We start from the raw sequence: 23,033 nt of genomic DNA, 5'->3' as shown, positions 1-23,033 counted from the left end.
GGGCTAAGCCCAAAAATAACGATAAAAGCCGCAGATCATTTGATAGCGGACTGATTCCAGCTTGAAGAATGAGGGAAGCATAATGAGTGGGATACCTGTAGCCAACATATTGTATGTAGAAGATGATCCGGACATACAGACGGTTGCCCAGATCGCTTTGGAGGTGGTTGGCGGGTTTACGCTGAAGACCTGCAGTTCCGGCGTGGAAGCGCTGGAAGCGGTGAAGTCCGGTTGTGCACCGGATTTGCTGCTGCTGGATGTGATGATGCCGAATATGGACGGTCCGACGACCTTATCGGAGTTGCGCCAGTTGCCCGCGACGGCGACGACACCGGTCATCTTCATGACCGCCAAGGTGCAGGCAGGTGAGCTTGCTTATTACAAGTCTTTGGGTGCCATAGGCGTGATTGCCAAGCCCTTCGATCCTATGGAGTTGTCCGAACAGGTGCGTGAGCTTTGGAGCCAGGGGCACTAAATGAGCGACAAGAACGATAGCTTGCAAGAAAAGCTGCGTGCGCTGGAGGCCGTCTTCCTGGCCAAACTCCCTTCCCGGTTGCAGGAGATGGATGACGCCCTTGGCCTGTTCCTGCAAGAGCCTGAAAACAAGGAACACCTGGCCTTGCTGCACAGGCTGCTGCATACGATGGCAGGTTCTGCCGGCACTTTCGGCTTTCCGGAAGTGGGTACCCAGGCGCGTGAATTCGAAGGCCGCCTGAAGCCGCTGTTCAATGGCGAAACCTGGGCCAAGACCAGCCTGAGCCAATATGCGGGTGATCTGCGAAAATATTTTGCCGACACCATCAAAACTGCGGAAAACAAACCTGCTTCGATAGACAGCGATGAATACGCGGATGAACTGGGTGAGGGCACAAGACCTCGCCTGATTTATTTGGTGGACGATGACCAGGCGCTGACCGAAGCAATTACCTTGCAACTGGAACACTTTGCCTATGAAGTGGTGCGCATTAATGCGCTGAAACAGCTTGCAGTGGCGATCGCCAGCAGGAAGCCGGATGTCGTGGTGATAGAACTTGGTTTCCCCGAAGGCAAGATGGCCGGCGTGGAAGAGATTGCGCGCATCAAGAAAATGAGCCGCCTGAAGTTCCTGACTATCTTTGTTTCCAATACCAGCAGTTTTGAAAGCCGCCTGCTTGCCGTACGCGCCGGCGGTGACGGCTATTTCACCAAGCCTATCGATATTGTCGCGTTGACCGACAGGATAGACGCAGTAATCGGCAGGGAAGAGCCCAAAGGCTATCGCGTACTGGTAATAGACGATGATGCCGTGACTTCCGAGTATTACGGCACCGTGCTGCGCAGTGCCGGCATGAGTGTGAAGCTGCTGAACGATCCTAGCCAGCTTCTGAAGGTGATGACGGATTTTCGTCCCGAGCTGTTGCTGTTGGATGTGTATATGCCGATGTGCAATGGTATCGAACTGGCGAAGATCATACGCCAGGATAATTCCTACCTGGATGTGCCCATCGTCTTCTTGTCCAGTGAGAGAGATCTGGGCAAGCAGTTGGAAGCGATACAATCCGGCGCCGATGATTTCCTGACCAAGCCTATAGAAGCAGACTTTCTGGTGTCTGCCTTGTCCAGCCGCGCAGAGCGCTATCGTTCATTGCGTTCGCTGATCATGCGGGACGGCCTGACCGGTTTGTACAACCACACTGCGATCAAGGAAGAACTGGGGGCAGAGATGTCGATTGCCAGCCGCAATGGCGGCCCTATGGCGCTGGCCATGCTGGATCTGGATAATTTCAAGAACGTCAATGATACTTACGGCCATCCGGTTGGCGACCAGGTATTGCGCACGCTGTCGCGCTTGCTGCGCCAGCGTTTGCGCCGTAGCGATATCGTCGGCCGCTACGGCGGCGAAGAGTTCATTGTTATTTTTCCGGACACGTCTGCCGCTGTGGCGCGCAAGGTGCTGGACCAGATACGGATTGCATTCAACAAAATACAGCAGCACGCCGACCAGGGGGATTTTTCTGTCAGCTTCTCGGCAGGGATCGCCGATCTGGAAGTGACTTTGGATGCCGACGAGCTATTTGACGTGGCTGACGAAGCACTCTACCGCGCCAAGCAGGGCGGCAGGAATCGTATTGAGCTGGCGTCGGTGCAGACCAATCGCACTTGATGCAGATAACGCGGACTATGGATTTTCCGCTTTGATCCCCGCTTTAATTCCTTGAGTTAGATAAAAAAAGCGCGCACAACATTTGTTGTGCGCGCTTTTTTATTCAGCGTATTTCTTAGATACGGGTAATGCCGGTCGGTTTCAGTTTGGCTTCCAGGACCTTGCCTTTACGGGCACGCTTGCCGATATGCACGCCAAGTGCAGCGGCACTCAGGTTGATATCCTGTACCTTGGCTGCGCGGCCTACACCGGTCACGCGTACGCCTTTCTGGCTGATTGCCTGCGATGCCAGCAGTTTTTCCTTGTCTTCCAGCTCCATCAGGATCACACCGCGGCCACCGCTAGAAAGCTGCTTGATCTCCGTCAGGCCGAACACCAGCAGGCGGCCTTTCTCGGACAGGCAGGCTATCGCGCTGGCATCCTCGGTCACGATGGATGGCGGCAGCGGTTCGTCGCCATCTTCCAGCGTCATGAAGGCCTTGCCGGCTTTCATGCGGCCTGTCATGTCCGCTACCTTAGCTGTAAAGCCGTAGCCGGCGCTGGAGGCCAGCAGCAGTGCAGTGTCGGCTGCGCCCGCAAAATAATGCAGGATGCGGGTGCCGCTGGCGAGGTCGATCAGGGTCGTCACCGGCACACCGTCACCGCGTGCGCCCGGCAAGGCCGAGACCGCGACCGAGTACACACGGCCGTTGGAGCCGAATACCAGCATCTGGTCTACGGTGCGGCATTCAAACGTGCCATACAGGCTGTCGCCCGGTTTAAACGTGAACTGGGCGGCATCATGGCTGTGGCCAGTCCTGGCGCGTACCCAGCCTTTTTGCGAGATCACGACAGTGACCGGCTCATCGATAACTTTCTGCTCCATCGACGCACGCTGCGCTTCTTCTATCAGCGTACGGCGCGCATCGCCATATTGCTTGGAATCGGCTTCGATTTCCTTGATGATCAGTTTTTTCATCGATGCCGGATTGTCCAGCAAATCGTGCAGGCCGGATTTTTCATTGCGCAGCTCAGCCAACTCTTGCTGAATCTTGATAGATTCCAGCCTTGCCAATTGGCGCAAGCGGATTTCCAGGATGTCTTCCGCCTGCCTGTCCGACAGCTTGAACGCCTGCATCAGCGCGGGCTTCGGTTCGTCGGACTCACGGATGATCTTGATCACCTTGTCGATATTCAGCAGGACGGCTTCGCGGCCTTCCAGGATATGAATACGGTCATCGACCTTCTTCAGCCTGAACTGCGTGCGACGGGTGACGGTGGTGAAGCGGAAGCTGATCCACTCGCTCAGTATTTCCAGCAAGCCTTTCTGGCGTGGGCGGCCATCGCCGCCTATCATCACCAGGTTAATGGAGGCACTAGTTTCCAGCGAGGTATGCGCCAGCAGCATCTGCATGAATTCGGTCTGGTCCTGGTTCTTGGATTTCGGTTCCAATACCAGGCGTACCGGTGCGTCCTTGCCGGACTCATCGCGTACTGCATCCAGCACCGACAGCACCGATTGTTTCAGTGCAATCTGTTCCGGCGACAGGGATTTTTTGCCCAGCTTGATCTTCGGATTGGTGATTTCCTCGATCTCTTCCAGGATTTTCTGAGAAGAAGTGCCATGCGGCAGTTCGGTGATCACGGCTTGCCATTGGCCGCGCGCCAGTTCTTCTATCTTCCAGCGTGCGCGTACCTTCATGCTGCCGCGTCCGTTGGCATAGATCTCTGTAATCGCAGACGCCGGTGTGATAATTTGGCCGCCGCCCGGGAAGTCCGGCCCCGGCATAATAGCCATCAGTTCGGCATGCGTCAGATTGGGGTTGCGTATCAGCGTTACCGCGGCCTTGGCTACTTCCGTCAGGTTGTGCGAAGGGATTTCAGTCGCCATGCCGACGGCAATGCCGGATGCGCCGTTCAGCAGCACAAATGGCAGACGGCCCGGCAACAGGCTGGGCTCCTCGGAGGAGCCGTCGTAGTTGGGCTGGAAATCCACCGTGCCCTGGTCGATCTCGTCCAGCAGCAGCTTGGAAATAGGTGTCAGCCGCGCTTCGGTGTACCGCATCGCCGCAGCGCCGTCGCCATCGCGTGAACCGAAGTTACCCTGGCCGTCGATCAACGGGTAGCGCAAGGAAAAGTTCTGCGCCATCCGGACCATCGCGTCATACACAGACTGATCGCCGTGCGGATGCAATTTACCGAGTACGTCACCGACGACAGTCGCCGATTTGCGTGGTTTGGCGGCTGAATTCAGGCCCAGTTCGTTCATCGAGAACAGTATGCGGCGTTGAACCGGCTTCTGGCCGTCGCAGACGTCCGGCAGTGCACGACCCTTGACGACCGAGATTGCATAATCCAGGTAGGCGCGTTCGGCAAAGCTGGCTAGCGTCAGCGTTTCACCTTCCGGCGGAGGAGGTGGTGCCTGGTCGAATAAATTTGCTTGTTCACTCATGGTACTTATATCTTTTATGTTTTGTATGCGCGGCGTTTAAGTCCTGCATATCAATGTTCTTGTTGGCTTTGTTGGTTTTGTTATCGAAGTTAGGGGGCTGATATCAGATATCCGCTTCGACCTCGTTACCGTGTTCTTCTAGCCAGGAGCGGCGCGCAGATGCTTCGCCTTTGCCCATCAGCATATTGAAGCGGGCTTCGGAGAAATCCTGGTCAAACTCGCCCAGTGACACCGGCAGCAGGCGGCGGGTGTCCGGGTTCATCGTGGTTTCCCATAGCTGTTCCGCATTCATCTCGCCCAGACCTTTAAAGCGCGAGATGGACCAGGCGCCTTCTTTGACGCCGTCCTTGCGCAATTTATCTTCAATGGCGATCAGCTCGCCTTCATCCAGCGCATAAATCTTCTGTGCCGGTTTCTTGCCGCGTGCCGGCGCATCAACGCGGAACAGAGGAGGGCGGGCTACGCAGATATGGCCATGCGCGATCAATTGCGGGAAATGCTTGAAGAACAGGGTCAACAGCAATACCTGGATGTGCGAGCCATCGACGTCCGCATCGGACAGGATGCAGATCTTGCCGTAGCGCAGATTGGACAGGTCGGGCGTATCTTTCACGCCATGCGGGTCAACCCCGATCGCCACTGCAATATCGTGGATCTCGTTATTGGCAAACAGGCGGTCGCGCTCGGACTCCCAGGAGTTCAGCACCTTGCCGCGCAGTGGCAGGATGGCCTGGAATTCCTTGTCGCGGCCCATCTTTGCAGAGCCGCCCGCAGAGTCGCCCTCGACCAGGAAGATTTCATTGCGCGAGATATCGCTGGATTCGCAATCCGTCAGCTTGCCAGGCAACACGGCAACACCGGAGGATTTTTTCTTTTCCACTTTTTGGGCAGAACGCAGCCGTGATTGTGCCTGCTTGATGACCAGCTCCGCCAGCTTCTTGCCGTAGTCAACGTGCGAATTCAGCCACAACTCCAGCGGAGATTTGGTGAAGCCCGATACCAGGCGCACGGCATCGCGCGAATTCAGACGTTCCTTGATCTGGCCCTGGAATTGCGGATCCAGTACCTTGGCCGACAACACGAAGGAGACGCGGGCAAACACGTCTTCCGGCAATAGCTTGACGCCTTTCGGCAACAGCGAATGCATCTCGGCGAAGCTCTTCACCGCGCCGAACAGGCCTTCGCGCAAGCCGGATTCATGCGTGCCGCCAGCCGGTGTCGGGATCAGGTTCACATAGGATTCGCGCACTACATTGCCTTCTTCCGTCCATGCGACCACCCAGGCCGCACCTTCGCCTTCGGCAAAACCGTCGGTATCGGCGTTTGCGTATTGCGCGCCTTCAAACAAGGGAATCAGCGTGTCGCCATGCGAGGATTGCGCCAGCGCTTCGGTCAGGTAGCCACGCAGGCCCTGGTCATATTGCCAGGTCTGGCTTTCGCCGGTCTTGGCATTGGCCAGCGTAACGCGTACGCCCGGCAGCAGCACTGCCTTGGAGCGCAGCAGGCGCTGCAGTTCGGTTTGCGAGATATTCGGTGAATCGAAATACTTGCCGTCAGGCCAGATGGAAACCCGGGTGCCGGACTTTTTGTCGCCTTTGGCCAGCGGCTGCGAGGTCAGCGGTTCCACTACGTCGCCGTTGGCGAAAGTCAGCTTGTGCATGCCGGCTTCGCGCCATACCGTGATTTCCAGGCGTTTGGACAGCGCATTAGTCACGGAGACGCCGACACCATGCAGGCCGCCGGAAAACGCATACGCGCCGCCCGAGCCCTTGTCGAACTTGCCGCCGGCGTGCAAACGGGTGAACACGATCTCTACGGTTGGCACCTGTTCTTCAGGATGCAGGCCGACAGGAATACCGCGGCCATCATCCTCAACGGTGATGCTGCTATCGGCATTGAGCGTGACCAGGATATTCTTGCAGTGTCCGCCCAGGGCTTCATCCGAGGCATTGTCGATGACTTCCTGGATAATATGCAGGGGGTTCTCAGTGCGGGTATACATGCCGGGTCTTTGCTTGACCGGCTCCAGTCCCTTCAGGACACGGATGGATGATTCGCTGTAATCGGATGCGGCTGTAGTAGATTTTTTTGTGGACATGCAATTATTACAAGGTGAATTGTTATTTTAGTAAAATGGTAGATATTATTTTGTTAGCGAGATCATGCCCGGTCCGCAAATCGCGGTATGCTGCCTAGGGTCTCGACAAGAATTTTTAACATAACTGCACTTATTTAATCAAACTGCCTCAGGACGACAGAGCAGCAAGTATTGTAGCTGCATTGCACCAACGGATAACCGATGTCACAAAAAACTCCCATTATTGCGATACGTCTGATAGGTTTTTCTCCCAAGGAAGAAGAAACCTTCGGCAGCGTATTCGCGGTCGATAGGGATCGCGATTATAGCTATCTTGTCTTGCGGCAAGGCAGTTTGCAAGACCCAGACATGTATATAGTCAATGCCGAGGACCTGAAAGCGCTGACAATTCTATCTGATCTGAACCCCGGTGACGCGCAACCTGCACTATTAATAGGCAAAACCGGCATTTCTATGCCACATCCCATCATGCCGAGGCCAATACGCTGGCGCAGATTGCTGGAAATGCTGGATGCGCAGGCAGACCGGCGACGTATGCTGCTGACGACGCTGAGCGCGCTGGACACCATCAGTGTGCCTGAGCGCAGGCTGAGGGAGAGGGTGGATTTGGATCTATCCGATCCGGCCAACTATGAAAAGATGCGCAAGCCCATTCCGCCTCAGGGCGGCATCCTGATCGTGGACAAGGATTTCAAATTCAAGGATTACGTGGCCAGCTTGACGGAAAATTACCGTTTTCCCGTCAATCTGGCAACCGACCATATCAGCGCGCTGGAGTCGAACGCGCAGCATAAACATGCGCTGATGATGGTCAACACGGCAACTCCCGGCATCAATCCCTACCATTTGTGTGAAATGATCAAGGGCCAGCATGTGGGGCACAAGATCGCTGCGGTGCTATTAATCGACCGCTCGTTTGACTACGACAGGGAAGCTGCCCGGGGCAGATGCGAGGGATTTCTGGACAAGCCGCTATCGCGCAAGGTCGTCGTGGCGGCGATGCAGAAATTCCTGCCTATCACCTGAGGCGGCAGGCAGGGCGAACCTGCCCTTTCCTTTATTCGCCTATTATTTGCTGAGCAGGCGCATGCCGCGTTCCAGGCCGTCTATCGTGACCGGGAACATGCGGTTGTTCATCAACTGGCGTATTACTGACACAGACTGCCGGTATTGCCACAGGCCTTCCGGCTCAGGATTGAGCCAGATGAACTTGGGAAAAGTCGACGTGAAGCGTTGCAGCCATGCCGCACCGGCTTCTTCATTGTTATATTCCACCGATCCGCCCGGCTGCAGGATTTCGTAAGGACTCATCGTCGCATCACCGACGAAGATCACCTTGGTATCCGGGGTGTATTTGCGCAATACATCCCAGGTTGGAAACTTTTCTGCATGGCGGCGGCGGTTGTTTTTCCATAAATAGTCGTACACGCAGTTATGGAAATAAAAGAATTCCATGTTCTTGAATTCGGTTTTGGCGGCCGAGAATAATTCCTCGGTACGGGCGATGTGATCGTCCATCGTGCCGCCCACATCCAGCAGCATCAAGACCTTGATATTGTTCTTGCGCTCGGGCTGCATCTTGATATCCAGGTAGCCGGCATTGTTTGCCGTGGCCTTGATGGTGGCATCCAGCGCCAATTCATCTTCCGCACCCTGGCGTGCAAACTTGCGCAGGCGCCGCAGCGCTACCTTGATATTGCGGGTGCCCAGTTCACGCTCGTCATCGTAATCGCGATAGGCGCGCGCCTCCCAGACCTTGACCGCAGTGCGGTTGCCGCCTTTGCCGCCTATGCGTATGCCTTCAGGATTTTGTCCGCCATTGCCGAAAGGCGAGGTGCCGCCCGTACCTATCCATTTGCTGCCGCCCTCATGGCGTTCTTTCTGTTCCTTCAGCAAATCCTTCAGCCTGTCCATCAGCTTGTCGTAGCCGAATTTTTCCAGTTGCGCTTTTTGCTCATCGCTGAGTTCGCGCTCCATGCGCTTGCTCAGCCACTCCAGCGGTATCTCGGGGTTCTTTTCAAAGATAGTGTCGATACCCTTGAAGTACAGGCCGAAGGCCTTGTCGAACTTGTCGTAGTGGGCTTCGTCCTTGACCATGATGGTGCGCGACAGGAAATAGAAGTCGTCCATTGACATGCTGACCAGGCCTTTTTCCATTGCCTCCAGCAGCATCAGGAATTCCTTGATGGATACCGGGATCTTGGCGTCTTTCAGGGTGAAGAAAAAATCGATCAGCACATCGGCTCCTAACAGTCTCTATGGTGTGGGCATTAGTCGTAGCGCTAAGCCTCGTATTTGCCATGCATATATTGCAGGTTGTTTTTCACGCCTGCCCATTCATTCTGGATAATGCTATATACCACGGTGTCGCGTATGCGGCCATCGGGCTGTATCATGTGGTTGCGCAATACGGCGTCACGCTTTGCACCCAGCCGCTCTATCGCGGCTTGCGACCTGCGGTTAAACCAGTCGGTACGGAACTCCACGGCGATACAGCCAAATACCTCGAACGCATGTGTCAGCAATAATAGCTTGCACTCGGTATTCACGGGGCTGCGCTGTACGCTTTTCGAGTACCAGGTATAGCCTATCTCCAGCCGCTTATTATTATGATCGATATTACAGAAGCGCGTGGAGCCGATAATTTTACCGCTCTCCTTGTGCCGTACTGCAAAGCTGATCGCTTTCTGTTCCTGCAGCCAACTCAGTGCGGTATCCAGCCATACCTGCGTCTTGTCCGGCGACGGCACCGAGGTGAAGAACAGCTTCCATAATTCACCGTCTGCAGCGGCCGCCTGGATGTCGGCGAAGTGCTCCTGCGTCAAAGGTTCCAGGGTGACATATTTGCCTTGCAGGGTAAACGGGGTGCAGTCCATGTGGCTTCCTTGTTGGTTTGATTTGGATAGGCGCATGCTCAGCCATGCAGATATGCAAATGCATGCTTGGATTTCAGCGATCATTGTTGCGCTAGTGTGCAGAACTTGCACCTTAAATAACAGGTACAGATAGGCAAATATCACCATTTCTGTTCGGCAGAAGCGACCAATACACGATGCGCAACACTCGGCTACAATATTGAATCTCCGTTGAAAGTGCAATATCGTTGCCAGGCTGCCATGTAATGCAACATTACATGGCAGTAGTGTGCACGCGATCTGCCTTCGTACTTGCTAACATAGAAAAAAGACGTTATACTGCAAAGCTGTACAGAATTATGCGGCGTGGCATTGTTGTTGCGATCGCTTTGACCCAGCCCAGTTTAGGAAATCTCATGGCAAATACAGCACAAGCACGTAAACGTGCTCGTCAAGCAGTTAAGCAAAATGCACACAACTCCAGCCAGCGTTCGACGCTGCGCACAGCAATCAAAGCTGTTCGCAAAGCAATCGAAGCCGGTGATAAAGCTGCTGCAGCGACAATCTACCAAACTTCCGTTTCCACGATTGATCGTATTGCTGATAAAAAAATCATTCACAAAAACAAAGCAGCTCGTCATAAGAGCCGTTTGTCTGCTGCCCTGAAAGCACTGGCTTAATCTGCCTGCTTCAGCAAGCTAGCAAGCCGGATACCGGTTTGCCTGTGAAAGAATAAAAAACCCGCACATGTGCGGGTTTTTGTGTTTTCTAGTCCGAAACGGGTGAAAGGAGAGTTGCAACTCTCCTCCGATTCTTAGCCACTTTTTATTACTTAAGTGGAAATCCTTCAATCTTGCTGCCCGGCTTGATATTCTTTTGCTTGAACCAGCCCAGGTTCATTTCCAGCGCATAGCGCACTGCCTTTTTTGCGCAATGCGAATCCAGTGTTTCCGGCTGCATGTCTTCAATATTCACAATCTTGCCTTCGGCATCCATGAAAGCCACGGAGAGTGGAATCAACGTGTTCTTCATCCACATGCATACGCCTGCCGGAGCGCCGAAATCAAACACCATGCCTTCGTTGGGCCCCATCTTGGTGCGGTTCATCAGGCCGATCTCGCGCTCCGCATCGGTTGCCGCTACTTCAGCCTGGATCAGATTTATGCCTGCCGTTAGTTGTTTAACGGGTAATTTTGTCTGTGCGCCGGCATTTGCAGAAAAGGCCAGTGCAATAGCGAAGCTTGCGAAGACAGGCGTGAAGCGGGATGCGATGGCACGCAGATGAGTTTTATGCATGGTATCCGGATGAGTTCAGTGGTGGTTAGGTTATATCAAAGCCGGCAAACTGTAGAAACAGCGCCAGATTATGCCGGTGGCGGCATAGTGTACTACGGCGATTTGGCCGCTGCATGGTCTTATACACACCGAAACAAATTGGGGGGGAGTGGCCTAGCGAAGCGTTTGTCTGGCGTGCCGCAGAAATGAAAAAAAGGCAGGAAATCCTGCCTTTTTGATCATTGCTGTTAAAGCTGGTGCTGATTATTTTGATGCAGCAGCAGAAGCGGCGGCAGAGGCGGACGCTGCTTCTTTTTTGTGTTTTTTGTGTTTCTTAGGCGCTGGTTTGGATGCTTCCGTAGCAGACGCAGATGCAGAAGGAGCAGGGGCTTGAGCAAAAGCCGCAGAAGCAAACAGACCAACAACCAGAGCAGCGATCAATTTTTTCATTTTTAGTCCTTCGGGAGTAATGTTTAAGCTACACAAAAAAATGGCTAAAATTCAAGATTGATTCAATGAGGGTTTAGTAAAAATCAGTTGAATCAAGGCAAATAACGTAGGCTGTGATGAACGGTTGACAGTTTATTTGTATCAACCCAGAAATAATTAAAATTATTTAGTCCAAGCCGGTAGTGGGTAGCCGCTACCGGCTGCGGTTCGCAGTCATCCACCTCTGTTCTAGATGCGCACTTCCTGCCACTCCCCCGGCAGCAGTGGATGCGTCTCCAACGAGAAATTGCCGATTGAACTACGGATCAGCCGCAAGGTCGGCAGGCCCACGGCAGCCGTCATGCGGCGTACCTGCCGGTTTTTTCCTTCTGACAGGATGATGCATAGCCAACTGGTGGGGATGGCTTCCCTGTGCCTCACGGGAGGAGTGCGCGGCCATAGCCACTGCGGCTCCTGGATGTGCCTGGCGATGCAGGGCTGGGTGATGAAGTCTCCCAGGTCGATAGGATTGCGCAGTTTTTCCAGCGCAGCCGGCGTCGGTGTTCCTTCCACTTGCACCAGATAGGTCTTCGCCTGCTTGTGATCAGGATGACTGATACTATGTTGCAGCTTGCCGTCATCGGTCAGTAAAACCAGTCCCTCGCTGTCCGCATCCAGCCTGCCTGCCGGGTAGATGCCGGGGATGTCGAGATAGTTGGCCAGTGTAGGGCGGCTAGGGTGCGCCGAGAACTGGCACATCACATCGAATGGTTTGTTGAATAAGATAAGTTTCATAGGTTTCATAAGTTTCACGGGTGCTAGTGTCGCAAAATTATGGCATCCAGTAAAATACTGGTGCATAATATGAAACGGTAGTCTTGTGTCTTATATAAGAGTTGATTGCGAATTTTTTGATATTCGCAATCGAATATGGACATTCAGCAAGGCTTGTCATGAGCGATAGCGCAAGCGCCCGGTCGCCCAAAACTACGGAGAATACGATGTTCCAACATATTAAAGTTCCTGCTGAAGGTAAGCAAATTACCGTCAATGCCGATTTCTCGTTGAACGTGCCAGATAATCCTATCATCCCTTACATCGAAGGCGATGGCACAGGCATTGATATCAGCCCGGTCATGATCAAGGTCGTTGATGCCGCCGTCGCCAAGGCTTATGGCGGTCAGCGCAAGATCAGCTGGATGGAAATCTATGCTGGCGAAAAATCCACCAAAGTCTATGGCCCGGACGTATGGCTGCCCGAAGAAACGCTGAAAGTCCTGAAAGACTATGTTGTTTCCATCAAGGGCCCGCTGACTACGCCTGTTGGTGGCGGTATCCGTTCGTTGAACGTGGCGCTGCGCCAGGAGCTGGACCTGTATGTCTGCCTGCGCCCGGTACGCTACTTCAAGGGCGTGCCATCCCCAGTGCGTGAGCCGGAAAAAACCGACATGGTCATCTTCCGCGAAAACTCTGAGGACATCTACGCCGGTATCGAATGGCAAGAGGGTTCCGAAGGCGCGAAGAAAATCATCGAATTCCTGGTCAAGGAAATGGGCGTCAAGAAAATCCGTTTCCCTGACACTTCCGGTATCGGCGTCAAGCCCGTATCCCGCGAAGGCACCGAGCGTCTGGTGCGCAAGGCGATCCAGTACGCTATCGATAATGACAAGCCATCTGTGACTATCGTCCACAAAGGCAATATCATGAAGTACACCGAAGGCGGTTTCCGCGACTGGGCTTATGCCCTGGCGCAAAAAGAATTCGGTGCGCAATTGATCGACGGCGGCCCATGGTGCAAATTCAAGAATCCCAAGACCGGCCGGGACATCACCATCAAGGATTCCATCGCGGATGCCTTCCTGCAACAGATCCTGTTGCGCCCTAATGAATACAGCGTCATCGCTACACTGAACCTGAACGGCGACTACATCTCCGATGCACTGGCAGCACAAGTGGGCGGTATCGGTATCGCTCCGGGCGCCAACATGTCCGATTCCGTGGCAATGTTTGAAGCGACGCATGGTACGGCGCCGAAGTATGCCGGCAAGGACTATGTGAACCCGGGTTCCCTGATCCTGTCGGCAGAAATGATGCTGCGCCATATGGGCTGGCTGGAAGCTGCCGATCTGATCATCAGCTCTACCGAAAAATCCATCGCCGCGAAGAAAGTTACTTATGACTTCGCGCGCCTGATGGAAGGTGCGACACAGGTATCGTGCTCCGGTTTTGGCGATGTGATGATAGAACAGATGTAAGCTGAATTCAGTCATTTCAGCCATTCAAAAAATCCCGTTTCTCTTAGGAGGAAAGGGATTTTTTTCTTTTCGGGCCGATATCAAAACCTACTTTCCTGGGTAAGTGGCAAATCATCATTTAACTTGTTTCGATCAATGCGATATGAGTTTTTAAGACTGTCCTCACCGACAAGGTACGGACGCGCCGGTATTTTCTTTCTTTTAATGTGGCTTCATGTTTATGACTGCTACGCAGAGCCTGTAAATTTTTCAGTGGACGAAGACCGAAGTACGCTGCATTTTAATGGCGACATCACACGCACAAACTTCCTTGCCATGAAGAGCTATCTGGATCACGGCATAAGCACAGTGATCGTTAATTCAGGCGGAGGTGACGGAGAGGCAGGGCTCGCAATTGGAAAGGAGTTTAGAAAGCGAAAAATAACGCTGATCGTCGAAAAATATTGCTTGTCCAGTTGTGCGAACTACCTGTTTTTGGGAGCGGCTAAAAAAATTCTGCAACCCGGTGCCATACTCGGCTTTCACGGCGGCTTGACTGGTGGCTCAGCGCCGACATTGCAGGCGGCAGATTATCCCTTGCTGTCGGAGAGCGAGCTTGCTACCGTCAGGCAGCAACTACTTTCACTCTATAAAAAAGAAACCGTCTTTTTTCACAGCATAGGTTTCAATCCTGCCCTGCTGAGAATATCGCTGGATCGCACTAAACTGCCGCAGAAAAACCACAGCATACAGATCGTTTCCGAAGGAAAGCTTAGTCAATTCACGCTTGATCAACAGGACAAGGCGAAAGAGTTCATGGAAACGCTGAAGGCGGAAAATAAAAGCTACACCTACGATGTTACGAGCGGTGATGAATCGCCGTCAAAATTCTATTTCCCCAGTAAGGCGACCATGCAGCAGTATGGAGTCAGCGGTATTCTTAAATACCAGTATCCAGCCAACAAGGGCGAACTTGAAACGATGGCTAAAAATCTTGCGGATGCCAACTCCGCAGAACTGGAGTTGGTCGGGGATTTCTAGTTCACCAGTTCTATTGATTGTTTCGCTGGGCTCTGGCGGGTGGCAGGCGCATCGCTTGCTGCGCTCAAAATAAAAATGCCGGTCAGTCGTAACTGAGCGGCATTGCGAGTTTGGGTTATCTTACTTATTTTTGGTTCGACCGGCAGCGGTTTGCAATCCTCAAACTCAGAGGCAGGGTTTTTACTATCGACAGCGGCGTGATCTCAGTTTAGTGCTAGAACAAGCCACTCTGGTTCAACGCAAATCTGATCAGATCGGCTTGACCCTCTATGTTCAGCTTGCGCTTGATATTCAGTCTGTGGGTTTCCACGGTGCGCACGCTCAAACCCAGCTCTTGCGCGATATGCTTGTTGGATTTTCCAGTTGCAATGCTCTTCAGGATATCTTGTTCCCTTTGCGTCAGGATTGCTGCGGAGGAGGGCGCGGCGCCTGGCTGCTGCAAGCCGGCGCTCAGGTAGTTTTTGCCCGACATCACGGATTCTATCGCTGCAATGATGTGTTCTGCCGGTGCGTCTTTCAGCACGTAGCCGCGCGCGCCGGCTTGCATCGCCTGCGAAACATATTCGGCCTTGTCGTGCATGGACAGCATGATGATCCTGACATCAGGATAAGCTGCTGCAAAGCGCGCGGTGAGTGCGATGCCGTTCATGCCTGTTGCGCTGGCAGCGCCGCTTTGCCCATTCAGGTTGATGTCCATCAGCACCAGGTCTATCGCCGTGCCGGCTGCCTTGTCCAGTGCTTCTTCTGCATTGCTTGCTTCACCGACGATGGAGAAGTGCGGTATGGTTTCCAGTCTCGCTTTCAAGCCGTCGCGCACCAGCGGATGGTCGTCGATCAGGAAGATGCGAATGTCGCTCTGCTGGCTCATCAATGCCCCCTCTTGTCGCTGGGGATGCTGGCGATGACCTGGGTGCCGCTATTATTGGAATGCACTTCAAGATGACCTTTGACGGTCTCCAGTCTTTCTTTCATATTACTCAAGCCTATACCGCGTTTGGGATTGCTGGCGATGCCTGCCACGTCGAAGCCTGCGCCATTGTCCGATATTAATAATCTGATGTGCCGTGCATCGCCCGACAGCAGCATGCTGACTTCCGTGACATGCACAGCGTGCTTGTGGATATTGGTCAGGGCTTCCTGCGCGACCCGGAATAATACGGTATTGCCGACCTCGGTCAATATGGAGGTTTCGCCGCTGGCTTCAAAATGCACGGGCAGCGACGAAGCAGCGGCAAACTCGCTGGCCAGTTGTTCGAACGCGGCTGCCAGGCCGAGATCGTCCAGCATCGCCGGCCGCAAGTCATGCGAGATGCGGCGCAGCTCCCCCAGGGCATCGTTCAGTTGGGTGGTGGCGCGCGTGAATGAAATTTTTGCGGCATCGGCTTGCTCGGGGCGGCCCATCAGTTTAGCCAGCCCGGATTCTATCTGCAGCTTGATTGACACCAGCAACTGGCTCAGGCCGTCGTGCAGATCGCGCGACAGGCGGGCGCGCTCGTCTTCCTGCGATTTGACGATGCTTTGCGCCAGCACCTTCAGCTTTGCTTCGGCGACGCGCGATTCGCTGATGTTCAGCGCCAGGCCGCATAGTGCGATCAGCAGTGCACTGGTGACCGCAATGCCGGCGATCCAGAACATCGTGCTTTGTATGTTCTTGGCAACCTGGATGTCTATCTTGTTGAGGGCATTGTCCACGTCATCCAGGTAGATGCCCGTGCCCAGCATCCAGCCCCATTTTTCCAGTGCGACCACATAGCCCAGTTTGGGCGCCATCTTGTGTGTGGATGGTTTTTCCCACAGATAGCGCACCACGCCGCCGCCTTGCCTGGCCTTGTTGATCAGGTTCTGTATCGTGCGGTTGCCTTCCGGGTCTGTCAGGTTCCACAAGTCGCGGCCGACGAGGTCGGGCTGGCGCGGATGCATCAGGTTATTCCCCTGCATGTCATACACATAGAAATAGCCGTCGTTGCCGTAGTCCAGCTTGGACAGGATGGCCTTGGCCTCTTCCATGGTTTCTGCATCCGGCTTGTCAGACACATACAGGTCCGAGATCGCTGCCATGCCCAGCGTGACGTAATGCTTCAGTTCTGCCTCTTTGCTGGCCATGTAGGCCTGTTCTACGGTGCTGCGCTGCTGTTGGGCCAGCAACGTGGCCTGGCGCAGCATGGCCAGTGCTATGCCCAGGAAGGCAAGCAGCAGCGGGACTATCGCGAACAGGATGATTTTGTAGCGGAGTTTCATGAATTGCCAGGGTTGAGACGAACGGAAGCGTGGCTTATTTATTATGAATACTGAGCCGACACGGCAGCACTGATTGTATTTGTCGCCCGCGCATCTGCATAGGGGAAACTGCATGCCGCCCAGCGTGTGTGATATTTCTATATGAAGAATAGCGGGGCAGGGCAGGGCAAATAAAAAAAGCCCCGCGTGAGCGGGGCTTTTTACACAAAATCCTGATCGTGAGATTAAGGGTTTTGGATGTTGGAAGCTTGCTTGCCTTTAGGGCCTTGCGTGACTTCGAACGTAACCTTCTGACCTTCTTTGAGAGTCTTGAAGCCGTTCATCTGGATTGCGGAAAAGTGGGCGAACAAATCCTCACCGCCGTCATCCGGAGTGATAAAGCCGAAGCCTTTGGAATCATTGAACCACTTGACGGTACCTGTTGCCATAATGCATCTTTCAAATATAAACTAATCACACGAGCCGTAAAGCAAGAAACTTAGCGCAAAGCTGCCTCCCCCCTAAACTTGCTCACTTCTATTGACAAGTACCGCATTGTCTTGTCAATAAATATCATTCTTGGCGGAAAAAATAGTAAAGTCAAGATATTTTAGTGGTCGTTGTGGCATTGTTGTTTTTTCACTTAATTAAGACTTCTTAAAAAACCACACTAGCCCTTGATGTACAGAAATTGGTCTCCATCTGCGGGAAGTACAGAAAACGCGTAACATCCTAACAGGGGCCAAATAATGCTCTTATTATTTAACTCGCTATCGAATCAACGTACTAGAATATACGTATGGGAAACAAGCAAGAAAACGGTACGATACTGGAGCGGCAAGCCCAAAAGCTGAAGCCGCCGGCGATGTACCAGGTTACGCTACTCAATGACGACTACACGCCAATGGAATTTGTCGTGAGTATCATTCAGGAGTACTTTAATAAAGACCGAGAAACCGCGATGCAGATCATGCTTAAAGTGCACAGGGACGGTAGAGGCGTATGCGGCGTATATTCGAAAGATATCGCCTTGACTAAAGTGGAACTTGTTTTGACGCACGCTCGTAAAGCAGGACATCCCCTGCAATGTGTGATGGAGGAAGTATGATTGCGCAAGAATTGGAAGTCAGTTTGCACATGGCTTTTGTGGAGGCCAGGCAGGCTCGTTATGAATTCATCACGGTTGAGCACCTGCTGCTAGCCCTGCTGGATAATCCTTCGGCTGCCGAAGTGATGCGCGCCTGTGCGGTAAATATCGAGGACTTGCGCAAAACCCTGAGCAATTTCATCAGCGATAACACGCCTACCGTGCCTGGCACCAGCGAAGTGGATACCCAGCCTACACTGGGCTTCCAGCGCGTTATCCAGCGTGCGATCATGCACGTTCAGTCTGCTTCCAACGGCAAGAAGGAAGTAACCGGCGCCAATGTGCTGGTGGCTATCTTCGGTGAAAAAGACTCGCATGCGGTCTACTACCTGCATCAGCAGGGAGTGACACGCCTGGACGTGGTCAACTTCATCTCGCACGGCGTACGCAAGGATCAGCATGTCGATCCTGCCAAATCGTCTGAAGGCGTGGAAGAAGCGCAGGCTGAAGGCCAGCAAAAAGAAAATCCTCTCGATCAGTTCACGCAAAACCTGAACAAGTCCGCCATCGAAGGCAAGATCGATCCATTGATCGGCCGCGATAGCGAAGTCGAGCGCGTGATCCAGATCCTGTGCCGTCGCCGCAAAAATAATCCGCTGCTGGTCGGCGAAGCCGGCGTGGGCAAGACCGCGATTGCGGAAGGCCTGGCATGGCGCATCACCCAGGGCGACGTGCCCGAGATCCTGCAAAACGCAATTGTCTATTCATTGGACATGGGCGCATTGCTGGCCGGCACCAAATACCGCGGTGATTTCGAATTGCGTCTGAAGGGCGTGCTGAAACAACTGAAAGACACACCGAACGGCATACTGTTCATCGATGAGATCCACACCATTATCGGTGCGGGCTCCGCGTCGGGCGGCACGCTGGATGCATCCAATCTGCTGAAACCGGCTTTGTCCAGCGGCCAGTTGAAATGCATCGGTGCGACTACTTACACCGAATACCGTGGCGTGTTTGAAAAAGACCATGCCTTGTCACGCCGCTTCCAGAAGATAGACGTGAACGAGCCAACGGTAGAGCAGACAGTACAGATCCTGCGTGGCCTGAAGTCGCGTTTCGAAGAGCATCACAACGTCAAGTACTCAGCTTCTGCGCTGACTACGGCTGCCGAATTGTCTGCCCGCTTCATCAATGACCGCCACTTGCCTGATAAGGCGATTGACGTGATCGACGAGGCCGGTGCTGCGCAACGCATCCTGCCGAAGTCCAAGCAGAAGAAAACGATAGGCAAGGCGGATATCGAAGACATCATCGCTAAGATCGCCCGCATTCCGCCGCAAACCGTCAATCAGGACGACAGGTCCAAGTTGCAGACCATAGACCGCGACCTGAAAAACGTCGTCTTCGGCCAGGAGCCTGCAATCGAAGCGCTGGCATCGGCGATCAAGATGGCGCGTGCCGGCCTGGGCAAGACAGACAAGCCTATCGGTTCTTTCCTGTTCTCCGGTCCTACCGGCGTCGGCAAGACCGAGGTTGCGAAGCAGTTGGCCTTTACGCTGGGTATAGAACTGATACGTTTCGACATGTCGGAATACATGGAACGTCACGCGGTCAGCCGCCTGATCGGCGCGCCACCGGGTTACGTCGGATTTGACCAGGGCGGTTTGCTGACTGAGGCAATCACCAAGAAGCCGCATGCGGTATTGCTGCTGGATGAGATTGAAAAAGCCCATCCTGACGTATTCAATATCCTGTTGCAGGTGATGGACCACGGTACGCTGACTGATAATAATGGCCGCAAGGCGGACTTCCGCAACGTGATCATTATCATGACGACCAATGCCGGCGCAGAGAGCTTGCAGAAGCGTTCCATCGGCTTTAACGACAGCAAGGAAGCCGGCGATGAAATGGCAGATATCAAGCGTATGTTCACGCCTGAATTCCGCAATCGCCTGGACGCTATCATCAGCTTCCGCGCGCTGGATGAAGAAATCATCCTGCGTGTAGTGGATAAATTCCTGATGCAGCTGGAAGAGCAATTGCACGAGAAAAAAGTGGAAGCGACTTTCACCGACGCCTTGCGCAAGTTCCTCGGCAAAAAAGGTTTCGATCCGCTGATGGGCGCACGTCCTATGGCACGCCTGATCCAGGACATGATCAGGAAAGCGCTGGCAGACGAACTCTTGTTCGGCAAGCTGGTCACCGGCGGCAAGGTGATCGTCGATCTGGACGACAAGGATCAGGTCAAGCTGGAGTTTGCCGAAGGCGACAACACGGCGCCACCGGAAGCTTCGCAAGAGGTTGCAGAGGCAGAGTAATTCAAGCAGCAGCCCTCTTAAAATAGAAAAAGCCCGAATGCAGATTCGGGCTTTTTTGTTTTCAGCAGGCTTGCTGGCAGCCTCAGTGTTTGCCTGTACTGCCGAAACCGCCCGCACCGCGTTCGCTGCTGTCGAACTCGTCAACAACATTGAATCCTACCTGCAGCACCGGAACGATGATCATCTGTGCCAGCCTCTCCATAGGCTGCAGTACGAAGTCGGACTGGCCGCGGTTCCAGGTGGAGATCTTCAGCTCACCCTGGTAATCCGAATCGATCAGGCCGACCAGGTTGCCCAGTACGATGCCGTTCTTATGGCCCATGCCGCTGCGCGGCAACAGCATTGCTGCATAGCCGGGGTCGCCGATATGGATGGCGAGGCCGGTAGGGATCAGTACGGTTTCACCCGGTTTGATCGTGATTGCTTCGTTGATACAGGCACGCAGGTCCAGGCCGGCACTGCCGGGAGTTCCGTAAGCAGGCAGCAGGTCTTTCATGCGTGGGTCGAGAATTTTGAGGTCGATATTTTTCATCAGTGTTTCTGGTTGGAAGTAATAGGCTTAATTCGGTGATGCAATAAAAAATCAGAGGGCGAAGCTTTGGGCCAGCAATTCGTAGGACCTGAGCCGCGCCGCATAGCTGCCGGCCACGGTCAGTACTATCATTTCATCGGCGGCGAATTGCTGCTGCAAGGCCAGCATCTTCTCAGAGACCTGCTCCGGCGTGCCTATGATGCTGCGTGGCCGCTCGCGTTCTATGATCATGCGGTCGCGCTCATTGAAATTGGCAGGCTCTACCTGTCCCAGGCGTGGGATAGGCGCATTCACGCCGTAGGCCATTTGCAGGCGGCGCATATCCACCGCCAGCCCCAGTTGCTGCGCTTCCTGTTCGGTATCGGCGCAGATCACGAAAACGGCGACTGCTGAGTAAGGTTTAGCTTCTAGCTGAGTATTGAAATGATCGCGATATTCCTGCGCGACAAAATGACCGTTGTGCGCATTGATGAAGTGGGCGAACGCGAAGCGTATGCCCAGTTGAGCCGCCAGGTTGCCGCCAAAATCGCTGGAACCCAGCATCCAGATCTGCGGTACCGTATCTACTTGCGGCTGCAAGGCAACGCCCTGGGCTGGATGATTGCCCGGTAGCGTGCCGTGCAAATGCCAGATCAGCTCCTGCACCTGCTGCGGAAAAATCTCGCCGCGGTTGTAGGCGCCGGCGGCCACCGCCTGCGCGGTTTTCTGGTCGCCGCCGGGTGCGCGGCCCACGCCGAGGTCGATACGGTTCGGATACAGCGCTTCCAGCATGCGGAATTGTTCCGCCACCTTGAAAGGGCTGTAGTAGGGCAGCATCACTCCGCCTGAACCTATGCGTATGCGCTGCGTTGTTGCGCCTATGCGCGCCAGCAGCACTTCCGGTGCGCTGTCGCACACACCGAACAGGCCGTGATGCTCTGCGCACCAGTAACGGGTATAACCAAGCTGATCGGCAAGCTGGGCCAGTTCTATACTGGCCGCTAGCGCATCGCGCGCGTTATAGCCTTCTATGACGGGAGACTGGTCCAATACCGAGAGTTTGACGGCTGACTTCATGTTTGCTGCCCTTGTTGCTGCTTGTAACGGATGGCGCTTGAATCTGACAACGATCCTGCTTATTTGACGCTATTAGTGCCTATTGGTATTACTTACGCGAGAAGCGATCTCGGCGATCAATTGCGTGGCCAGGGTTTGCTTGTCGGCACGCGGCAAATTTTTGTGCCCCTGCTCATCAAACAAGACCAGCTCATTGTCGTCCTGGCCGAAAGTGTGGTGGCCGATATTGCCTACCAGCAGAGGCACATTTTTCTTCGCCCGCTTGGCTGCGCCAAATTGCAGCAGGTTTTCCGATTCGGCAGCAAAGCCCACGCAGTAAGGGCGGTCAGGCATCGCGGCAACATTGGCCAGGATGTCCGGATTCTGTGCAAACTGCAGTTGCGGCATATCCTGCTCGCCGGTTTTTTTCAATTTTTGCGTGCTGGCATTGGCCACCTTCCAATCGGCTACAGCGGCCACTGCGATGAAGATATCCTGCTTCTGGCCTGCCAGTGCGGACATCACCGCATCATGCATCTGCTGCGCGGTTTGTACGGCGATACGGCTGGTACCATACGGCAGCTCCAGCGCGGTCGGGCCGGAGACCAGGGTCACCACGGCACCGGCTTCACGAGCCGCCTGTGCTATCGCATAGCCCATCTTGCCGGAGGACAGGTTGGTAATGCCGCGTACCGGGTCTATAGGTTCAAAGGTAGGGCCGGCGGTGATCAGCACGCGCCTGCCTGTCAGCAGCTTGGGCTGGAAGGAGGCAATGATTTCTTCCAGCATTTCAGCCGGCTCCAGCATGCGGCCCATGCCGACTTCGCCGCAAGCCTGATCGCCTGCGGCAGGACCCAGCAACTGTATGCCATCAGCCTTCAGTTGCGCGACATTCCTCTGCGTCGCGGGGTTTTGCCACATCTCCACATTCATTGCCGGCGCTACCATCAATGGCATGCCCAAAGGGCGGGCGACGCACAGCGTAGACAGCAGGTCGTCGCAGGCGCCATGCGCCAGCTTGAAGATAAAATCGGTGCTGCAGGGCACGATGACGATGGCATCCGCATCGCGGGTCAGATCGATATGCGGCATATTATTGTGTATGCGCGCATCCCATTGGTCGGTATACACAGTGTTGCCGGACAGGGCCTGCATGGTGATCGGCGTGATGAACTGCGTTGCCGCCTGCGTCATGACGACCTGCACGCTGGCGCCTGCCTTGCCCAGTGCGCGCGTCAGTTCCGCCGCCTTATAGCATGCGACACCGCCTGTCAGGCCCAGCACTATCTTTTTACCCGCTAGCTTCATGATTCAGCTCCTGCCTTTTGCGTAGTT

At 54.2% G+C, this 23,033-nt stretch carries 21 protein-coding genes; 8 read left to right on the top strand and 13 right to left on the bottom strand.

Annotation, left to right across the window (positions count from 1 at the left end; translation table 11 throughout):
- The first annotated feature begins 82 nt into the window (after positions 1-82).
- Both IEW12_RS10000 and IEW12_RS09995 read left to right on the top strand, forming a co-directional pair.
- Positions 83-475: a response regulator gene (locus tag IEW12_RS10000; RefSeq protein WP_188565921.1), complete on the top strand. Its 393-nt coding sequence runs from the start codon at positions 83-85 to the stop codon at positions 473-475.
- On the top strand, positions 476-2,143 hold the full coding sequence (locus IEW12_RS09995) for a diguanylate cyclase (protein ID WP_188565920.1): 1,668 nt from the start codon (positions 476-478) through the stop codon (positions 2,141-2,143).
- Between the two features lie 115 nt (positions 2,144-2,258).
- Here the strand turns inward: IEW12_RS09995 and parC are convergent, their stop codons facing one another.
- A complete protein-coding gene (gene parC, locus IEW12_RS09990) occupies positions 2,259-4,574 on the bottom strand; it encodes a DNA topoisomerase IV subunit A (protein WP_188565919.1) in 2,316 nt (771 codons plus the stop codon).
- Between the two features lie 103 nt (positions 4,575-4,677).
- Complete coding sequence (locus tag IEW12_RS09985; RefSeq protein ID WP_188565918.1) at positions 4,678-6,672, bottom strand: DNA topoisomerase IV subunit B; 1,995 nt, start codon at positions 6,670-6,672, stop codon at positions 4,678-4,680.
- A gap of 201 nt (positions 6,673-6,873) precedes the next feature.
- Between IEW12_RS09985 and IEW12_RS09980 the strand changes: the two genes are divergently transcribed.
- Positions 6,874-7,698: a PleD family two-component system response regulator gene (locus IEW12_RS09980; RefSeq protein ID WP_188565917.1), complete on the top strand. Its 825-nt coding sequence runs from the start codon at positions 6,874-6,876 to the stop codon at positions 7,696-7,698.
- A 42-nt stretch (positions 7,699-7,740) separates the two neighbouring features.
- On the opposite strand, the gene IEW12_RS09975 is transcribed toward IEW12_RS09980, so the two are convergent.
- Together IEW12_RS09975 and IEW12_RS09970 are read right to left on the bottom strand one after the other, a co-directional pair.
- Positions 7,741-8,910 carry a vWA domain-containing protein gene (locus IEW12_RS09975; RefSeq protein WP_188565916.1) on the bottom strand — a complete coding sequence of 390 codons (1,170 nt, stop codon included), beginning with the start codon at positions 8,908-8,910 and terminating at the stop codon, positions 7,741-7,743.
- Positions 8,911-8,954: 44 nt separating this feature from the next.
- Positions 8,955-9,548, bottom strand: a complete 594-nt coding sequence (locus tag IEW12_RS09970; protein WP_188565915.1) for a GNAT family N-acetyltransferase — start codon at positions 9,546-9,548, stop codon at positions 8,955-8,957.
- Positions 9,549-9,943: 395 nt separating this feature from the next.
- On the opposite strand from IEW12_RS09970, the gene rpsT reads away from it, so the two are divergent.
- Complete coding sequence (gene rpsT / locus IEW12_RS09965) at positions 9,944-10,207, top strand: 30S ribosomal protein S20 (RefSeq protein ID WP_188565914.1); 264 nt, start codon at positions 9,944-9,946, stop codon at positions 10,205-10,207.
- 148 nt (positions 10,208-10,355) lie between these two features.
- Here rpsT and IEW12_RS09960 read toward each other — a convergent pair whose 3' ends face one another.
- From IEW12_RS09960 to IEW12_RS09950, 3 genes are all read right to left on the bottom strand, one after another.
- Entirely contained in the window at positions 10,356-10,823 is a 468-nt protein-coding gene (locus tag IEW12_RS09960; RefSeq protein WP_188565913.1) for a DUF192 domain-containing protein, read from the bottom strand.
- A 243-nt stretch (positions 10,824-11,066) separates the two neighbouring features.
- A complete protein-coding gene (locus IEW12_RS09955; protein WP_188565912.1) occupies positions 11,067-11,252 on the bottom strand; it encodes a hypothetical protein in 186 nt (61 codons plus the stop codon).
- A 228-nt stretch (positions 11,253-11,480) separates the two neighbouring features.
- Entirely contained in the window at positions 11,481-12,026 is a 546-nt protein-coding gene (locus tag IEW12_RS09950) for a pseudouridine synthase (protein WP_188565911.1), read from the bottom strand.
- A 206-nt stretch (positions 12,027-12,232) separates the two neighbouring features.
- Between IEW12_RS09950 and icd the strand changes: the two genes are divergently transcribed.
- Complete coding sequence (icd, locus tag IEW12_RS09945; protein WP_188565910.1) at positions 12,233-13,486, top strand: NADP-dependent isocitrate dehydrogenase; 1,254 nt, start codon at positions 12,233-12,235, stop codon at positions 13,484-13,486.
- A gap of 252 nt (positions 13,487-13,738) precedes the next feature.
- The gene (locus tag IEW12_RS09940) at positions 13,739-14,506 is read left to right on the top strand and encodes a hypothetical protein (protein ID WP_188565909.1); all 768 of its coding nucleotides are present in this window, start codon (positions 13,739-13,741) and stop codon (positions 14,504-14,506) included.
- Positions 14,507-14,720: 214 nt separating this feature from the next.
- Here IEW12_RS09940 and IEW12_RS09935 read toward each other — a convergent pair whose 3' ends face one another.
- From IEW12_RS09935 to IEW12_RS09925, 3 genes are all read right to left on the bottom strand, one after another.
- Positions 14,721-15,374 carry a response regulator gene (locus IEW12_RS09935; protein ID WP_188565908.1) on the bottom strand — a complete coding sequence of 218 codons (654 nt, stop codon included), beginning with the start codon at positions 15,372-15,374 and terminating at the stop codon, positions 14,721-14,723.
- Positions 15,374-16,744, bottom strand: a complete 1,371-nt coding sequence (locus IEW12_RS09930; RefSeq protein ID WP_188565907.1) for a cache domain-containing protein — start codon at positions 16,742-16,744, stop codon at positions 15,374-15,376. The genes IEW12_RS09935 and IEW12_RS09930 overlap by 1 nt, the downstream gene beginning before the upstream one ends.
- A 224-nt stretch (positions 16,745-16,968) precedes the next feature.
- Positions 16,969-17,172, bottom strand: a complete 204-nt coding sequence (locus IEW12_RS09925; protein WP_162021162.1) for a cold-shock protein — start codon at positions 17,170-17,172, stop codon at positions 16,969-16,971.
- Between the two features lie 350 nt (positions 17,173-17,522).
- On the opposite strand from IEW12_RS09925, the gene clpS reads away from it, so the two are divergent.
- Positions 17,523-17,831, top strand: a complete 309-nt coding sequence (gene clpS, locus IEW12_RS09920) for an ATP-dependent Clp protease adapter ClpS (protein WP_188565906.1) — start codon at positions 17,523-17,525, stop codon at positions 17,829-17,831.
- Positions 17,828-20,131 (top strand): ATP-dependent Clp protease ATP-binding subunit ClpA, encoded by a 2,304-nt coding sequence (gene clpA, locus IEW12_RS09915; RefSeq protein WP_188565905.1) that lies wholly within the window; start codon positions 17,828-17,830, stop codon positions 20,129-20,131. Before clpS ends, clpA begins: the two co-directional genes overlap by 4 nt.
- 82 nt (positions 20,132-20,213) lie before the next feature.
- On the opposite strand, the gene dut is transcribed toward clpA, so the two are convergent.
- The 3 genes from dut to coaBC form a co-directional block, all read right to left on the bottom strand.
- Positions 20,214-20,663 carry a dUTP diphosphatase gene (gene dut / locus IEW12_RS09910; protein ID WP_188565904.1) on the bottom strand — a complete coding sequence of 150 codons (450 nt, stop codon included), beginning with the start codon at positions 20,661-20,663 and terminating at the stop codon, positions 20,214-20,216.
- A gap of 51 nt (positions 20,664-20,714) precedes the next feature.
- On the bottom strand, positions 20,715-21,719 hold the full coding sequence (locus tag IEW12_RS09905; RefSeq protein ID WP_188565903.1) for an LLM class flavin-dependent oxidoreductase: 1,005 nt from the start codon (positions 21,717-21,719) through the stop codon (positions 20,715-20,717).
- Positions 21,720-21,791: 72 nt separating this feature from the next.
- A complete protein-coding gene (gene coaBC, locus IEW12_RS09900; RefSeq protein WP_188565902.1) occupies positions 21,792-23,006 on the bottom strand; it encodes a bifunctional phosphopantothenoylcysteine decarboxylase/phosphopantothenate--cysteine ligase CoaBC in 1,215 nt (404 codons plus the stop codon).
- Positions 23,007-23,033: the final 27 nt, after the last annotated feature.

Origin of the sequence: Parundibacterium terreum, assembly GCF_014636315.1 — a bacterium.
Taxonomy (GTDB): domain Bacteria; phylum Pseudomonadota; class Gammaproteobacteria; order Burkholderiales; family Burkholderiaceae_D; genus Undibacterium; species Undibacterium terreum.
Note: the sequence above shows the minus strand (reverse complement) of the source record. Positions and strands in the feature narration are given on the sequence as shown.

What these genes read in the sequence shown, in the direction of transcription:
- IEW12_RS09905 (WP_188565903.1), bottom strand. Translation starts at nt 21,719, where the DNA reads ATGAAGTCAGCCGTCAAACTCTCGGTATTGGACCAGTCTCCCGTCATA.
- IEW12_RS09955 (WP_188565912.1), bottom strand. Translation starts at nt 11,252, where the DNA reads ATGAAAAAATTGATCGCTGCTCTGGTTGTTGGTCTGTTTGCTTCTGCG.
- IEW12_RS09935 (WP_188565908.1), bottom strand. Translation starts at nt 15,374, where the DNA reads ATGAGCCAGCAGAGCGACATTCGCATCTTCCTGATCGACGACCATCCG.
- clpS (WP_188565906.1), top strand. Translation starts at nt 17,523, where the DNA reads ATGGGAAACAAGCAAGAAAACGGTACGATACTGGAGCGGCAAGCCCAA.
- IEW12_RS09930 (WP_188565907.1), bottom strand. Translation starts at nt 16,744, where the DNA reads ATGAAACTCCGCTACAAAATCATCCTGTTCGCGATAGTCCCGCTGCTG.
- icd (WP_188565910.1), top strand. Translation starts at nt 12,233, where the DNA reads ATGTTCCAACATATTAAAGTTCCTGCTGAAGGTAAGCAAATTACCGTC.
- IEW12_RS09960 (WP_188565913.1), bottom strand. Translation starts at nt 10,823, where the DNA reads ATGCATAAAACTCATCTGCGTGCCATCGCATCCCGCTTCACGCCTGTC.
- coaBC (WP_188565902.1), bottom strand. Translation starts at nt 23,006, where the DNA reads ATGAAGCTAGCGGGTAAAAAGATAGTGCTGGGCCTGACAGGCGGTGTC.
- rpsT (WP_188565914.1), top strand. Translation starts at nt 9,944, where the DNA reads ATGGCAAATACAGCACAAGCACGTAAACGTGCTCGTCAAGCAGTTAAG.
- IEW12_RS09950 (WP_188565911.1), bottom strand. Translation starts at nt 12,026, where the DNA reads ATGAAACTTATCTTATTCAACAAACCATTCGATGTGATGTGCCAGTTC.
- IEW12_RS09925 (WP_162021162.1), bottom strand. Translation starts at nt 17,172, where the DNA reads ATGGCAACAGGTACCGTCAAGTGGTTCAATGATTCCAAAGGCTTCGGC.
- IEW12_RS09995 (WP_188565920.1), top strand. Translation starts at nt 476, where the DNA reads ATGAGCGACAAGAACGATAGCTTGCAAGAAAAGCTGCGTGCGCTGGAG.
- IEW12_RS09985 (WP_188565918.1), bottom strand. Translation starts at nt 6,672, where the DNA reads ATGTCCACAAAAAAATCTACTACAGCCGCATCCGATTACAGCGAATCA.
- IEW12_RS10000 (WP_188565921.1), top strand. Translation starts at nt 83, where the DNA reads ATGAGTGGGATACCTGTAGCCAACATATTGTATGTAGAAGATGATCCG.
- dut (WP_188565904.1), bottom strand. Translation starts at nt 20,663, where the DNA reads ATGAAAAATATCGACCTCAAAATTCTCGACCCACGCATGAAAGACCTG.
- clpA (WP_188565905.1), top strand. Translation starts at nt 17,828, where the DNA reads ATGATTGCGCAAGAATTGGAAGTCAGTTTGCACATGGCTTTTGTGGAG.
- IEW12_RS09980 (WP_188565917.1), top strand. Translation starts at nt 6,874, where the DNA reads ATGTCACAAAAAACTCCCATTATTGCGATACGTCTGATAGGTTTTTCT.
- IEW12_RS09970 (WP_188565915.1), bottom strand. Translation starts at nt 9,548, where the DNA reads ATGGACTGCACCCCGTTTACCCTGCAAGGCAAATATGTCACCCTGGAA.
- parC (WP_188565919.1), bottom strand. Translation starts at nt 4,574, where the DNA reads ATGAGTGAACAAGCAAATTTATTCGACCAGGCACCACCTCCTCCGCCG.